Here is a 13938-nt window from a genome sequence, read left to right as displayed (position 1 = left end):
GCCGCCGGATCCGCCAGGAGCCCCGCCACTTCGAAGTGGCGGGGCTCCTGGCGGATCCGGCGGGGGCTGGGCTAGCTCGTGACCTAGTTCGAGAAATACACGGCCAGCCAGAGCAGCGGCAGGAGCAGGAACACGTACGCCAGCGGGCGCTGAGCGATCGGCTTGCCCTGGTCCATGACGATCCCCGTCGGCGACTGCATCGCCTGCTGCGGCAGCTTCCTGATCTTCGTGCGGACGTAGACGTTCCACAGGAGCGTGAGCGGGGTGAAGGCGATCAGCGACACCGGGCTCCACCAGCCGCCCGCCAGCGTCTTCGTCGTCATCTCCCGGTGGATCGCCGTGGCGCAGGAGCGGCAGAACGGGCCCTCCATCTTGGAGAACCGCATCGCGACCAGCAGCCCCGTGTGCTGACGGATGGTCATGTCCCGGGCGGGCTGCGCGGCGCATATGCGGCAGGCGGGGGTGAGGGGCGGGGCGGCCTGGTAGGCGTAGCCGCCCGCGGGGGCGGGGGTGTGGGGAGTTTGGCCGTACGCCGGGTTCTGCGCGTACGGGTTCTGGCCGTACGCCGAGTTCTGCGCGCCGTACGCGTCCTGCGTGCCGTATGAGCCATATGCCGGCGCCCCGTTTGGCGCGTAACCGCCTTGCGGGGCAAAAGGGTTGCCCTGGGGCGTGTTCGGGTGCGGGGGCGGGGTCGCCACGTGCGGTTTCTCCTTGTGCGTGATCGTCCCGTCGCGCGGTGGCCGCCTCTAGACTGGCGGCGGCGGACTCCTGGGCGGCGAGGGGCGGTTGACGGTGCGTAAGGCATGGATCGTAGCGACCGCTGCCGTCGGGGCGGGGATCAGCTTCGTGATGCTGCTCGTCGTCGGCGTCTACATGGTCGCCGGGAACCTCGCCAACGGGATCGGCGGCGGGTCCGTCGGGCTCGCCAAGGGGGCTGTGCCCGCCGCGTACCAGACGCTCGTGCAGAAGTGGGGCAATCTGTGCGGCGCCATCAATCCGGCGCTGCTGGCCGCCCAGTTGTACCAGGAGAGCGGATTCAATCCGAATGCCAAGAGTCCGGCGAAAGCGGAGGGAATAGCGCAGTTCATTCCGGGGACCTGGGCCACGCACGGAGTCGACGGCGACGGGGACGGCGACCGCGATGTCTGGGATCCGAATGACGCGATTCCGTCGGCCGCCTCGTACGACTGCCAGCTCGCCTCGTACGTGAAGGACGCGCCGGGGAACGTCACGGAGAACATGCTCGCCGCCTACAACGCGGGGGCCTACGCGGTCATCAAGTACGGGGGCGTGCCGCCGTACAAGGAGACCCAGAACTACGTGAAGACGATCACGACCCTGGAGAAGAGCTTCGCCGCGCCCGTGACCCGGGTGGACCCCTCGAAGCAGGCCGCGACGGCGATCACGTACGCGCAGAAGAAGCTCGGCACGCCCTATCTGTGGGGCGGTAACGGCACCGCTGACCAGGGCGGACGCTTCGACTGTTCGGGGCTGACGAAGGCCGCGTACGAGACTGCGGGGATAGGGCTTCCCCGGGTCGCCAACGACCAGTACAACGCGGGGCCGCACCCCAAGCGGGACGAGCTGCTGCCGGGGGACCTGGTCTTCTTCTCGGACGACCTCACCAACTCCCGGGCCATCCGGCACGTGGGGATCTATGTGGGAGGCGGGTACATGATCGACGCGCCCAGGACCGGGGCCGTCATCCGGTTCGACCCCGTGGACACCCCCGACTACTTCGGTGCCACCCGGGTGACCGAAGATGGCGCGAAAGCACTGCCCACGTCCGTGTGAACGCACCCCCTGAGCTGCGGCGATGTGTCTCTCTTCGATAACGTCTGAGTGATCATTCCGTGGAGGGTGGAACGTATTACAGGGGACTGTGCGTTCCTTTTGACGTAGCACTGATCTATGACGCGGTTCTAGCGGTTCTACGACCACGGGGGTGGATCGAGCGGCGCACGAAAGGGTGTGCCCGCAGGAAAGACGACGAAGGGGCCGCAGCGCCATGGCTGGACTCGCCGAATCCGGTTCGAACCCCGACGTCGACCTGCTCTACGACATCAACGGCCTCGCCAAGGCCGCACCGCACTGGTTCGACCGGGGCATGGAGTTCGTGGGTGAGTACGGGCTGCTGCTCGCCATGGTTCTGCTGGTGCTGTGGTGCTGGTGGACCGTGCGGCGGCGGGGTGCTGAGGATGCCGCGTCGTCCGTGGCCGCGCTGGTGTGGGCGCCGTTGGCCGCCGGTATCGCGGTGCTTGTGAACGTGCCGATACGGGGTTTCGTGGAGCGACCGAGACCCTTCGTCGATCACCAGGGGCTGGACGTCCTGGTCTCCGGCAAGACCGACTTCTCCTTCGTCAGCGATCACGCGACGATCACCATGGCGATGGGTGTCGGGCTGTTCGTCGCGCATCGGAAGTTCGGGCTGGTCGGGATAGGGCTCGCGCTGCTTGAAGGGTTCTGCCGGGTGTACATGGGGGTGCACTACCCGACGGACGTCGTTGGTGGCTTCGCGCTCGGTACGGCGGTTGCTCTGCTGCTGTCTCCGCTTGCCATGGCTCTGTTGACACCTGTCACGAAGGCGGTGGAGCGGTCTGGGCGGGGTGGGCGGCTGATTCGGGCACGGGTGGCTTCCGGTGGGCGGGATGCGTTGATTCCGGGGGCTCGGGCGGAGCGGCTGCCTGAGGAACGGGATCTGGCCGCGTAGGGGTTTCCTCGCCCCCGCCGCCCCTACCCGTCCCATCCCGTTCCTGGGGGCTGCGCCCCCAGACCCCCGCTAAAAGATTGCGCAGTTCCCCGCGCCCCTTTTAGGGGCGCGGGGAACTGCGCGAGCAACCCCCACCCACCCGCAGCCGAAGAACCGGCCTACAGCGCCTGCGGGAAGGTGAAGAAGCGGTTCGGGTCGTATTGGTGTTTCAGGGTTGTGAGGCGGGTGGCCGCGTCGCCGTAGTACGCCTTGCGCCAGTCCGTGAGGGTGGCGTCGGTGTAGTTCTGGTAGGCGGCGCCCGAGGCGTAGCGGGACATGGCGGTGTGGGCGGTGGTCAGCCAGGACTGGGCTGTCGTACCGGAGGTGCCTGCCTGCCAGGAGACGATGTACTGGGCGAGCATGCGGGAGCGGCGGTGGACGAAGGCCGTGGCGGTGGGAGCCACGCGGTTGACCGCGCCGCCGAGGGCCGTCAGCGCGATGCTGCCCGCGCCGCCTCGCACCGATGACATCTGGTTGAGGAGCGTCTGGATGCCCGCCGTCGAGATCGAGCGGTCGAAGAAGTCCGAGCGGGCCGCGTAGGTCTCGCGGCCGAGGGCGCCCTGCGGGGAGCGGCCCGGTGTCGAGCCCGGGAGATGGCACTGGGCGTCGGTCGCGAAGGAGGAGCAGCCCGCGTACACCTCCATCGAGTCCTCGTACGAGCGCTTCTTGAGGGAGACGCTGCGCGCGGGCGAACCGATCTTGTCGGCCAGGCGGTCCACGGCGTTCTGGAGCTCGGTGTAGGTGCCGAGCGAGAAGGCCGCGATGGAGACCGTGGGGGTGCCGCCCGCCGCGTTCGCGATGTGGCAGGACGACCAGATCTCGTCCGGCTGGTCCGGGCCCCACTCCTGCCAGGCCTTCACCACGGCGGCGGCCTTGGCCCAGGGCCACGTCATGTACGCCGACACGGCCTGCGGCGCGGGGTGGGTCTTGAAGCGCAGTTCGGTGACGACGCCGAAGTTGCCGTTGCCGGCGCCGCGCAGGGCCCAGAAGAGGTCCTTGTGGTCGGTGGCGTTCGCGGTGAGCTGCTTGCCGTCGGCCGTGATCAGGGTCGCCTGGGTGAGGCTGTCGCAGGTGAGGCCGTACGCCCGGGAGACCACGCCGTGGCCGCCGCCGAGGGTCAGGCCGGAGACGCCGACCGTGGGGCAGGAGCCGGCGGGGATGGTGACGCCCTTCGCCGCCAGGGCGCGGTAGACGTCGATCAGCTTGGAGCCGGCGCCGACGACCGCCTCGTTCGCGCTCGCCCGGATCTTGTTCAGCTTGGAGACGTCGATGACCAGGCGGCCGTTGCCGGAGGACCAGCCGGCGTACGAGTGGCCGCCGTTGCGGATCGAGACCTTGATGCCGTGGGCGCGGGCGTAGTCCATCGTGGTGCGGATGTCGTCCGCGTGGGCGATGTACGCGACGGCGGCGGGGGTCAGGTTGTCGAAGCGTGTGTTGTAGAGCTGGTGGGCGGCAGGCCAGCTGCGGTCGCCGGGGCGGACCAGGGCGCCGTCCAGGTCTCTGGACAGGGCGGTCCAGTTGGCGGCGGTGGCGGTTGCTGTGCGGGTGCCGGTGGCTGTGCTTGCGGTGGATGTGCGTATGGGGGTGGAGGCGCCCGTCGTTTCGGTGGTGCCGGTGGCCTTGGTGGCGGCGGTGTCGTTGCCGTTGCATGCCGATGTTGCTGCCGCCGCGAGTGCGGCGGTGGCTCCGCCGATGAACGTACGCCGTTGCATGTGCGCCTCCCGTGGGTTTCGTGGAACGAGACGGGACGTCGGGCTCGGGGGTTCCACGGGTGTGCGCCACAGAATCGTTACAGCGCGGCAGAAGCGCAAGAGGTGCTCGCCCCCGCCGCCCCTACCCGTCCCATCCCTGGGGGCTGCGCCCCCAGACCCCCCTAAAAGATTGCGCCGTTCCCCGCGCCCCTGAAAAGACTGGGGTTGTTCGTCGGGTGCGGGGCGGTGGGGGTTGCTCGCGCAGTTCCCCGCGCCCCTAAAAACCCGGGGTGGGCGGGGTATCGCGGGGCGCAGCCCGGCGCCGTTAGGGGCGCGGGGAACTGCGCAATCTTTTAGGCCAGCCCCCACTCACCCGCAGCCAAAACACAACCGAACGGGGTCTGGGGCGGAGCCCCGCTACGCCAGTGGGCCGTCGCCGTGGCCCTCCGCGTCCGTGCGGGCCATGCTGCGGGCTCTGCGGGCCGGGCCTCGCCAGCCGCAGGTGCAGCGGGCTACGCAGAAGCGGCCCTGTTCGACCGTCGTTGTGAGGTGTTCCGGGGAGGAGTTGGTCTCGTCCTGCTGTGCCACGCCAACAACGTTACCCAAGGCAAGTGAAGGGGATGCCACCGCGTGACGAGCGCCCCTACTCGTCGTTAACCGGAACGACAGGGAGGGCCCGGGACGGACCGGCTGGGGGTCGGCAGGCGATGGTGGCGCAGGGGCAGGAGGAAGGGCGGGCCGGGCTGGTCGTCGTCGCGGCCTTGGTGGCCGGGGTGATGGTGTGTGGCGCGGGGTGCTCCGGTGGCGGGGCCGCCGCCGAGAGCGGTCGTGCCGGTGCCGAGTCCGTCGCGGTGCTGCACAGCGCGGCGGCCACGCTGGAGCGTGCCGGCAGCGCGAAGGCCCGTACGTCCATGGAGATGGCCATCGGCGGGACGCGGGTCACCATCCGCGGTGAGGGCGTGTACGACTTCAAGGACCAGATGGGGCGGTTCAAGGTGCTGCTGCCGCAGGATCCTGCGGGCGCCGACGAGCATCGGCCGATCACCGAACTCCTCGCCCCGGGCGCCCTGTTCATGAAGAACCGTGGTGCCGGTGTCCCCGCCGACAAGTGGGTCCGCGTCGACACGGCCGGTCTCTCGGACGGGAACCTCGTCACCGGTGGCGCCACCGATCCGTTCGCCGCGGCCGAGTTGTTGCGGGGGACGCGGACGGCGACGTATGTGGGGAAGACGGAGGTGGCCGGGACCCCGGTGCGGCACTATCGCGGGACCGCCGATCTGCACGTTGCCGCCCGCAGTGCGTCGAAGGGGCAGCGGTTGGCGCTGGAGGCGGCGGCGAAAGGGTTCGCCACCGCCGAAGTGCCGTTCGACGCCTACCTCGACGACCAGGGGCGGCTGCGCAAGGTCCGCCACCGGTTCAGCTTCGTGAACGGGCGGCAGAAGGGCACCGTCGCGGTCGCCTCGACGACCTTGCTGTACGACTTCGGGGTCCCCGCAGACGTACGGCTTCCGGATTCCGGGGACATCTTCGCCGGGAAGATCGCCGAGCAGTAGACGGACGGTGGCTGGGCCGGGGGGAGTGGGCCCTAGGAGGAGTTGGGGGGCCGGAAATGGCCCTTCCGTGCCATGCGCGGTGTGTAGGCCGCTCCCTACCCTAGGAAGTCGGTGACGGCAGGAAGAGGTGATGCACGTGGCTCCGGTCGGCGGTACGGCAGTTCAGGACCACGTGGCCCTCGCCGAGATCGAGCTGTGCGGCGACCTGATCATCGCGGCCTCGGCCGCCCGTGAGGACCGGCTCAGTCTTGAGAGCATCGACGAGGTGCTGAAAGTGGCTGAAGAGCGTGCTGATGAGCGTGGATGAGCGGGGTGCGGAGGAGTAGGGCTGCTTCTGCGCCTGCTCCCGCCCCCTTGCCCTCGAAGCCCGGGCGTGGCCCGGTCCCCGCCACGCCTCACGTACGGCATGTATCGCTCACGTGCGCAGCAGCCGGCCGATCGCCTTCGTCGCCTCTTCGACCTTCGCGTCGATCTCGTCGCCGCCCTTGACCGCCGCGTCCGCGACGCAGTGGCGCAGGTGCTCCTCCAGGAGTTGGAGGGCGAAGGACTGGAGGGCCTTCGTGGAGGCGGAGACCTGGGTGAGTATGTCGATGCAGTAGACGTCCTCGTCGACCATCCGCTGCAGACCGCGGATCTGGCCCTCGATGCGGCGCAGGCGCTTGAGGTGCTCGTCCTTCTGCTTGTGGTAGCCGTGGACACCGCGGTCGTGGTCGGTCACGATCTCCGGTGCGGCTTGCTGGGTTTCGCCGGAGGGCGTCGTCGCGCCGGCCTCGGTGGTCGTCATCGCGTCCTCCTGCTGACTGAACCGTTAACTGATACCCCTAGTGGGTATATGGTATCGAACTTTGCTGGGTATAGGGCCCTTGCCCAATGGCGAGGCCGGACCCTGTGCTGATCACTGTGCCCGATGGGCGACACTGGGGGACGGCCCATTAGCCGTGGCCGGATGATGCGCCTAGCATCAGCCTGACCGAACCGAAGCACCCCGAGGACCCCAACGTGCGCTTTCGTCTGACCCCCAGGGAGACGAGCTTCTACGACATGTTCTCCGCATCCGCGGACAACATCGTCACGGGCTCGAAACTCCTCATGGAACTGCTCGGGGCGGACACCGCCGGCCGGGCCGAGATCGCAGAGCGTATGCGGGCCGCGGAACACGCCGGTGACGATGCCACGCACGCGATCTTCCACCAGTTGAACTCCTCGTTCATCACGCCGTTCGACCGCGAGGACATCTACAACCTGGCCTCGTCCCTCGACGACATCATGGACTTCATGGAGGAGGCCGTCGACCTGGTCGTCCTCTATCAGGTCGAGGAACTCCCCAAGGGTGTGGAGCAGCAGATCGAGGTGCTGGCGCGCGCGGCCGAGCTGACCGCCGAGGCCATGCCGAACCTGCGGACCATGGACAACCTCACCGAGTACTGGATCGAGGTCAACCGCCTGGAGAACCAGGCCGACCAGATCCACCGCAAGCTGCTCGCCCATCTCTTCAATGGCAAGTACGACGCCATGGACGTGCTGAAGCTCAAGCAGATCGTGGATGTGCTGGAGGAGGCGGCGGACGCCTTCGAGCACGTGGCCAACACGGTGGAGACCATCGCGGTCAAGGAGTCCTGACCCCTTCATGGACACCTTTGCGTTGATCGTGACCATTGGCGTCGCGCTCGGATTCACGTACACGAACGGCTTTCACGACTCGGCGAACGCGATCGCCACGTCGGTGTCCACGCGGGCGCTGACCCCGCGGGCGGCGCTCGCCATGGCCGCGGTGATGAACCTCGCCGGTGCCTTCCTCGGCAGCGGTGTCGCCAAGACGGTCAGCGAGGGGCTGATCGAGACGCCCGAGGGTTCCAAGGGGATGGGCATCCTCTTCGCCGCGCTGATCGGCGCGATCACCTGGAACCTCATCACCTGGTACTTCGGCCTGCCGTCCTCGTCCTCGCACGCCCTGTTCGGTGGCATGGTGGGCGCGGCGCTGGCGGGCGGTACGACGGTGTACTGGTCCGGCGTCCTCGACAAGGTCGTCATCCCGATGTTCCTGTCGCCGGTCGTCGGTCTGCTCGTCGGTTACCTCGTGATGACCACGATCATGTGGCTGTTCCGGCGGTCCAACCCGCACAAGACCAAGCGCGGTTTCCGTATCGCGCAGACGGTGTCCGCGGCCGGCATGGCGCTCGGTCACGGTCTTCAGGACGCGCAGAAGACGATGGGCATCGTGGTGATGGCCCTGGTCATCGGAGACGTTCAGAAGCAGGGCGATCCGATCCCGGTCTGGGTGAAGATCGTCTGTGCGGCGATGCTGTCCCTCGGTACGTACGCGGGTGGGTGGCGGATCATGCGGACGCTCGGACGCAAGATCATCGAGCTCGACCCGCCGCAGGGGTTCGCCGCCGAGACGACCGGTGCGTCGATCATGTTCGCCACGGCGTACATCTTCAAGGCGCCGATCTCCACGACCCACGTCATCACCTCCGCGATCATGGGCGTCGGCGCGACCAAGCGACTGAACGCCGTCCGCTGGGGCGTCGCCAAGAACATCGTCATGGGCTGGTTCATCACCATGCCGGCGGCGGGGCTGGTGGCCGCCCTCAGCTTCTGGGTCGTGAATCTGGCGTTCCTGTAGTACTCCGGTACTCCCGCCGGCACTTCCGCCGCACCAGTGAATGGCCCGCTCCGGCTTCCGGAGCGGGCCATTCCTGTGAATGCGCAACTACATTCGCGGAAACCGGATACCGCCACCGGGGTCGCTGCTAGCTTCTGGGCTCAAGTGTTCGAATAGAACGCGCCATGCGACGGCGGGGGTGGCGTCGGCTCTCACGGGCCTGCTCCTCTACGCGGCGTCTCCCGCGGCGGCCGCGAAAGCCGACGTCGACACCGTTGCGTCGGGCTCGTACGTCGACTGGGCCGGATCCATGTACTTCGAGAGCTGCGGCGACCACTTCTCGGTCTGCGACAACCGGACACGAGCGGGCCCGCCCCCGGGAGCCAGGGGCGGGCCCTTCTCGTCCTCGCGGTGGCACCGCCATGCAGCACCGCGAGGGGTTCTTGTGGACGGCTCGGTCAGCCGAAGCGGCCCGAGATGTAGTCCTCCGTCGCCTGGACCGACGGGTTGGAGAAGATGCGCTCCGTGTCGTCGATCTCGATGAGGCGGCCGGGCTGGCCGACCGCGGCCAGGTTGAAGAACGCGGTGCGGTCGGAGACGCGGGCGGCCTGCTGCATGTTGTGCGTCACGATGACGATCGTGAAGCGCTCCTTGAGCTCACCGATCAGGTCCTCGATGGCGAGGGTGGAGATCGGGTCCAGGGCCGAGCAGGGCTCGTCCATCAGCAGGACCTGGGGCTCCACCGCGATCGCGCGGGCGATGCACAGACGTTGCTGCTGACCGCCGGACAGACCCGAACCCGGCTTGTTCAGGCGGTCCTTGACCTCGTTCCAGAGGTTCGCGCCCTTGAGGGACTTCTCGACGATCTCGCTGAGCTCGGACTTCTTGTAGGAGCCGTTCAGCCTGAGGCCCGCCGCGACGTTGTCGAAGATCGACATCGTGGGGAAGGGGTTGGGGCGCTGGAAGACCATGCCGATCGTGCGGCGCACGGCGACGGGGTCGATCCCGTTCCCGTACAGGTCCTCGTCGTCCAGGAGCACCTTGCCCTCGACGCGGCCACCGGGGGTGACCTCGTGCATACGGTTGAGGGTGCGCAGGAAGGTCGACTTGCCGCAGCCGGAGGGGCCGATGAAGGCCGTCACCGAGCGGGGCTCGACCGTCATGGAGATGTCTTCGATCGCCTTGTGGGCGCTGTAGTAGGCGGTGAGTCCGCTTACGTCGATTCGCTTGGCCATGGTGGTTACTTCGCTTCCAGATTCCGGATCAGTCGCTGAGTGGCCGCGTCAGCGACCGGTCTTCGGGGCCTTCCAGCGGGCGATGCCGCGGGCCGCCAGATTGAGGATCATGATGAAGGCGATGAGGACGAGCGCCGCCGCCCAGGCCCGGTCGTACGCCGCCGGGCTGCCGCCGCTGTTCTGGTACTGCTGGTAGATGTACAGCGGGAGCGAGGACTGCGGGCCGTTGAACGGGTCCGTGTTGATGAGCGGGTTGCCCCAGACGAGGAGCAGCACGGGCGCGGTCTCACCGGCGATACGGGCGACGGCCAGCATCACACCGGTCGTGATGCCGCCGAGCGACGTCGGCAGGACGACCTTGAGGATGGTGCGCCACTTCGGGACGCCCAGCGCGAGCGATGCCTCGCGCAGCTCGTTCGGGACGAGCTTGAGCATCTCCTCGGTGGAGCGGACCACGACCGGGATCATCAGGATGGACAGGGCCATCGCCCCGGCGAAGCCGGAGTAGCCGAAGCCGAGGATCAGGATCCAGAAGCTGAGGATGAACAGGCCCGCGACGATCGACGGGATGCCCGTCATGACGTCGACGAAGAAGGTGACCGCCTTGGCGAGCGTGCCCCGGCCGTATTCGACCAGGTAGATCGCGGTGAGCAGGCCGATCGGTACGGAGATCAGGGTGGCGAGGCCGACCTGCTCCAGGGTGCCGATGATGGCGTGGTAGATGCCGCCACCGGCCTCGGTGTCGGCGGTCATGCCCATGGAGTGGGTCAGGAAGTAGAAGTCGAGGACCTTCACGCCCTTGCTGACGGTCGTCCAGATGAGCGACGCCAGCGGGATCACGGCAAGGATGAAGGAGACCCAGACGATGCTGGTCGCGACGCGGTCCTTCGCCTGGCGGCGGCCCTCGACCTTGGCGGCGATGACGTACGTACCGAGGACGAAGAGGAGCGCGGCGATCAGGCCCCACTGGACCTTGCTGCTGAGGCCGAAGCCCAGACCGATGCCCACGGCGACGGCGGTGGAGCCGCCGGCGATCGCCCATGCCGACCACTTGGGCAGCGTGGCGCCGCGCAGGGTGCTGGGGCGCGGGGCGGGTGCGGTGGCGGTTGCGTGGCTCATGCGTTGGCCCCCGAGTACTCCTTGCGGCGGGCGATGATCGCGCGGGCCGCGCCGTTGACCACCAGCGTGATGACGAAGAGCACCAGACCGGAGGCGATGAGCGCGTCACGGCCCTGCTCGCTCGCCTCGCTGAACTTGGCGGCGATGTTCTGGGCGAAGGTGCCGCCGCCCGGGTCGAGCAGGCTGGCGTTGATCTCGAAGCTGGGGGACAGGACGGTGGCGACGGCCATCGTCTCGCCGAGGGCCCGGCCGAGGCCCAGCATCGAGGCGGAGATCACTCCGGAGCGGCCGAAGGGGATCACCGACATGCGGATGACCTCCCAGCGGGTGGCGCCGAGCGCGAGGGCGGCTTCCTGGTGCATCAGGGGCGCCTGCCGGAAGACCTCACGGCTGACGTTGGTGACGATCGGCAGAATCATGATCGCCAGCAGGATGCCGACGGCGAGGAGCGTGCGCGGGGCGCCGCCCTCCCAGGAGAGGAAGCCGGTCCAGCCGAAGTAGTCGTTGAGCCAGCTGTAGAAGCCGGTGAGGTTCGGCACCAGGAAGAGTGCGCCCCACAGGCCGTACACGATGGACGGTACGGCGGCCAGCAGGTCCACGACGTACGCGATGGTGCCGCCGAGCTTGCGCGGGGCGTAGTGCGTGATGAACAGCGCGATGCCCACCGCGATCGGGACCGCGATGGCCATGGCGACGATCGAGGAGATGATCGTGCCGAAGGCGAGGACCGCGATGCCGAAGACCGGCGGGGTGTTGTTGGCGTTCCACTCGAACGTCGTGAGGAAGTTGCCCTCGTTCTTGGTGAGGACCAGGGACGCGCGGTAGGTGAGGAACGCCGCGATGGCGGCCATGATCACCAGCAGCAGGATGCCGGAGCCCCGGGACAGGCCGAGGAAGATCCGGTCGCCCGGGCGGGTGGCGCCTCGGGCCGCGAGCTTCGGCTTCAGCGGGGTCGGCCGGCCCGAAGGGGTGGGGGGAGCAGATGATTGCGTAGATATGTCCATTGGGGTTCTCCGGTCTGCGGAGCCTTGGGAGATTGTCCCTCGGCTCCAGGCGGCGGTGCACCGGACGGTGCGGCCCACCCCCGTCAGGGAGTGAGCCGCACGCTGGGTCAGCTCAGGTTCGCGACGGTCTCGCGGACCTTGGCGTTGATCTCGCTCGGGATCGGGGCGTAGTCCAGGGCCTTCAGGGAGTCCTGGCCGTCCTGGCTCGCGGTGTAGGTGAGGAAGGACTTGACGGCGGGCAGGGTGTCCGCCTTGTTGCCCTTCTCGCAGACGATCTCGTACGTGACCAGGGTGATCGGGTAGGCGCCCTCGGCCTTGGTCGTGTAGTCCAGCTTGAGGGAGAGGTCGCTGCCGGTGCCGACGACCTTGGCCGCGGAGATGGCCGCGGTGGCGTTGTCGATCGTGGCCTTGACCGGGGCGGAGGCGCCCGTGTCCAGGGCGGCGGTGCTGATGCCGTCCTTGGCGTAGGAGAGCTCGAAGTACGAGATCGCGCCCGCGGTCTGCTTGACCTGCTGGGCCAGGCCGGAGGAGCCCTGAGCGGACTGGCCGCCCTGGGCCTGCCACGCCTTGCCGCCCGAGTACTTCCAGTTGTCGGGCGCGGCGGCGATCAGGTACTTGGTGAGGTTGTCCGTGGTGCCGGAGTCGTCCGAGCGGTGGAACGCCTGGATCTTGGTGCTGGGAAGCTTCGCGTCGGGGTTCAGCTTCTTGATCGCGGCGTCGTCCCACGTCTTGATCTTGCTGTCGAAGATCTTGGCGAGGGTCGGCGCGTCCAGGACCAGGTTGTCGACACCCGGGACGTTGTAGCCGATCGCGATCGGGCCGCCCACCATCGGGAGGTCGATGGCCTGGCTGTTCTTGCAGACCGACTTCGACTGCGTGACCTCTTCGGGCTTCAGCGCGGAGTCCGAACCGGCGAAGGCGACCTGACCCTGGAGGAACGCGGTGACACCGGCACCGGAACCCTCGGGCTTGTAGTTGATCTGCACGTCCTTGCACTCGGTCGTGTAGGCCTTGGTCCACGCCTGGATGGCGTTGGCCTGGGCCGACGAGCCGTTCGCGAGGAGCTGGCCCTTGGCGGATCCACAGTCGATGTTGCCGGCCTTGGCGGTGGCACCCGTGGTCGACTTGGTGCCGCCGCTGGTGTCGTCAGAGCCGCACGCCGTGAGGGCCAGGGCGCCGGAGACGGCGAGAGCACCGAGGGTGAGGGCCCGCCGGTTCATGCGCTGAAGCTTCACTTCGGGAGTTCCTTCCAGGAGCCGCCGTCTGGTGGCGGCGTGCGAGGTCTGTGTAAAGCGGTCCGTAATGCGGGGGAGACGTCCAGGACGTTCTCCGCATCGTGTAAGGCCGAAATTAGGCAGATCAGGTGAAGCGGCTGATGGCCGTAAGTGAACGGAGGGTGAACCCCTGCGGTCGGTGCGGTGAGGTAACGGAACGCTCACGGTCGCATTCCATTGGGGTTGAGCCGGGGGGTGGCGTGGGGGTGAGGTTGTTGTTACGTGCGGGTGCGTTGTGGCTGGGCGCGCAGTTCCCCGCGCCCCTTTCGGGGGCGCGTTTGCATCTAGGCCAGGTGGAATGTGCTCAAAAGCGACACTATTAGGTCGCGGTCCCTCGGCTGGGTCAGGTGGCTGTGGGCCGCTGTGGGGGAGAGCCACAGGACGCGGTCGACCTCGCGGTTCGGGGTGAAGTGGCCCGTCGTTGCCTCGGCTGCCCAGTAGTGGACTTCCTTGGGGCGGCCGGCGACGACGTAGTGGAGGGTGGGGAGGGCTGCTCCTGGAGCGGCGGTGTAGCCCGTCTCCTCCTCCACCTCGCGCAGGGCGCCCGCCAGGGGGTCCTCGGCGCGTTTCAGTTTGCCCTTGGGGTGGGACCAGTCGTCGTACTTCGGGCGGTGGACGAGACAGATCTCCAGCTCGCCGTCGACCGGGGAGCGGCGCCACAGGACGCAGCCCGCCGCCTGGATGGTGTCGTCGGCCATCGGGCCTCCC

At 68.2% G+C, this 13938-nt stretch carries 16 protein-coding genes; 6 read left to right on the top strand and 10 right to left on the bottom strand.

Annotated elements, in window-relative coordinates:
* Positions 1–83: 83 nt before the first annotated feature.
* Positions 84–698: a hypothetical protein gene (locus tag OG975_RS22600; RefSeq protein ID WP_406331160.1), complete on the bottom strand. Its 615-nt coding sequence runs from the start codon at positions 696–698 to the stop codon at positions 84–86.
* Positions 699–786: 88 nt separating this feature from the next.
* On the opposite strand from OG975_RS22600, the gene OG975_RS22595 reads away from it, so the two are divergent.
* Together OG975_RS22595 and OG975_RS22590 are read left to right on the top strand one after the other, a co-directional pair.
* Entirely contained in the window at positions 787–1794 is a 1008-nt protein-coding gene (locus OG975_RS22595; protein ID WP_406331159.1) for an NlpC/P60 family protein, read from the top strand.
* A 214-nt stretch (positions 1795–2008) separates the two neighbouring features.
* Complete coding sequence (locus OG975_RS22590; RefSeq protein WP_406331158.1) at positions 2009–2710, top strand: phosphatase PAP2 family protein; 702 nt, start codon at positions 2009–2011, stop codon at positions 2708–2710.
* Between the two features lie 158 nt (positions 2711–2868).
* Here OG975_RS22590 and OG975_RS22585 read toward each other — a convergent pair whose 3' ends face one another.
* Positions 2869–4461, bottom strand: a complete 1593-nt coding sequence (locus OG975_RS22585) for an FAD-binding protein (RefSeq protein ID WP_406331157.1) — start codon at positions 4459–4461, stop codon at positions 2869–2871.
* Between the two features lie 396 nt (positions 4462–4857).
* Complete coding sequence (locus tag OG975_RS22580; RefSeq protein ID WP_406331156.1) at positions 4858–5028, bottom strand: hypothetical protein; 171 nt, start codon at positions 5026–5028, stop codon at positions 4858–4860.
* 119 nt (positions 5029–5147) lie between these two features.
* Here OG975_RS22580 and OG975_RS22575 point away from each other — a divergent pair, with 119 nt between their 5' ends.
* Positions 5148–5993: a hypothetical protein gene (locus OG975_RS22575; protein WP_406331155.1), complete on the top strand. Its 846-nt coding sequence runs from the start codon at positions 5148–5150 to the stop codon at positions 5991–5993.
* 130 nt (positions 5994–6123) lie between these two features.
* Positions 6124–6300 carry a hypothetical protein gene (locus OG975_RS22570; RefSeq protein WP_406331154.1) on the top strand — a complete coding sequence of 59 codons (177 nt, stop codon included), beginning with the start codon at positions 6124–6126 and terminating at the stop codon, positions 6298–6300.
* Positions 6301–6408: 108 nt separating this feature from the next.
* Here the strand turns inward: OG975_RS22570 and OG975_RS22565 are convergent, their stop codons facing one another.
* Entirely contained in the window at positions 6409–6777 is a 369-nt protein-coding gene (locus OG975_RS22565) for a metal-sensitive transcriptional regulator (RefSeq protein WP_406331153.1), read from the bottom strand.
* Positions 6778–6992: 215 nt separating this feature from the next.
* On the opposite strand from OG975_RS22565, the gene OG975_RS22560 reads away from it, so the two are divergent.
* Together OG975_RS22560 and OG975_RS22555 are read left to right on the top strand one after the other, a co-directional pair.
* Positions 6993–7613 (top strand): DUF47 family protein, encoded by a 621-nt coding sequence (locus OG975_RS22560; RefSeq protein ID WP_327429850.1) that lies wholly within the window; start codon positions 6993–6995, stop codon positions 7611–7613.
* Positions 7614–7620: 7 nt separating this feature from the next.
* On the top strand, positions 7621–8619 hold the full coding sequence (locus OG975_RS22555; protein WP_406331151.1) for an anion permease: 999 nt from the start codon (positions 7621–7623) through the stop codon (positions 8617–8619).
* A 207-nt stretch (positions 8620–8826) separates the two neighbouring features.
* Here the strand turns inward: OG975_RS22555 and OG975_RS22550 are convergent, their stop codons facing one another.
* The 6 genes from OG975_RS22550 to OG975_RS22525 all read right to left on the bottom strand — a co-directional run bounded on the left by OG975_RS22550 (position 8827) and on the right by OG975_RS22525 (position 13928).
* Complete coding sequence (locus OG975_RS22550; protein ID WP_406331150.1) at positions 8827–8952, bottom strand: hypothetical protein; 126 nt, start codon at positions 8950–8952, stop codon at positions 8827–8829.
* Positions 8953–9056: 104 nt separating this feature from the next.
* A complete protein-coding gene (gene pstB / locus OG975_RS22545; RefSeq protein WP_406331149.1) occupies positions 9057–9833 on the bottom strand; it encodes a phosphate ABC transporter ATP-binding protein PstB in 777 nt (258 codons plus the stop codon).
* Between the two features lie 48 nt (positions 9834–9881).
* On the bottom strand, positions 9882–10952 hold the full coding sequence (gene pstA, locus OG975_RS22540) for a phosphate ABC transporter permease PstA (protein WP_406331148.1): 1071 nt from the start codon (positions 10950–10952) through the stop codon (positions 9882–9884).
* A complete protein-coding gene (gene pstC, locus OG975_RS22535; RefSeq protein ID WP_406331146.1) occupies positions 10949–11956 on the bottom strand; it encodes a phosphate ABC transporter permease subunit PstC in 1008 nt (335 codons plus the stop codon). The genes pstA and pstC overlap by 4 nt, the downstream gene beginning before the upstream one ends.
* 107 nt (positions 11957–12063) lie before the next feature.
* Entirely contained in the window at positions 12064–13191 is a 1128-nt protein-coding gene (gene pstS, locus OG975_RS22530; protein WP_406331145.1) for a phosphate ABC transporter substrate-binding protein PstS, read from the bottom strand.
* A 323-nt stretch (positions 13192–13514) separates the two neighbouring features.
* Positions 13515–13928 (bottom strand): NUDIX hydrolase, encoded by a 414-nt coding sequence (locus OG975_RS22525; RefSeq protein ID WP_406331143.1) that lies wholly within the window; start codon positions 13926–13928, stop codon positions 13515–13517.
* Positions 13929–13938 lie beyond the last annotated feature (10 nt).

Source organism: Streptomyces sp. NBC_00203 (genome assembly GCF_045206325.1).
GTDB classification, from domain to species: domain Bacteria; phylum Actinomycetota; class Actinomycetes; order Streptomycetales; family Streptomycetaceae; genus Streptomyces; species Streptomyces lutosisoli.
This window is presented reverse-complemented; position numbering and strand designations above follow the sequence as displayed.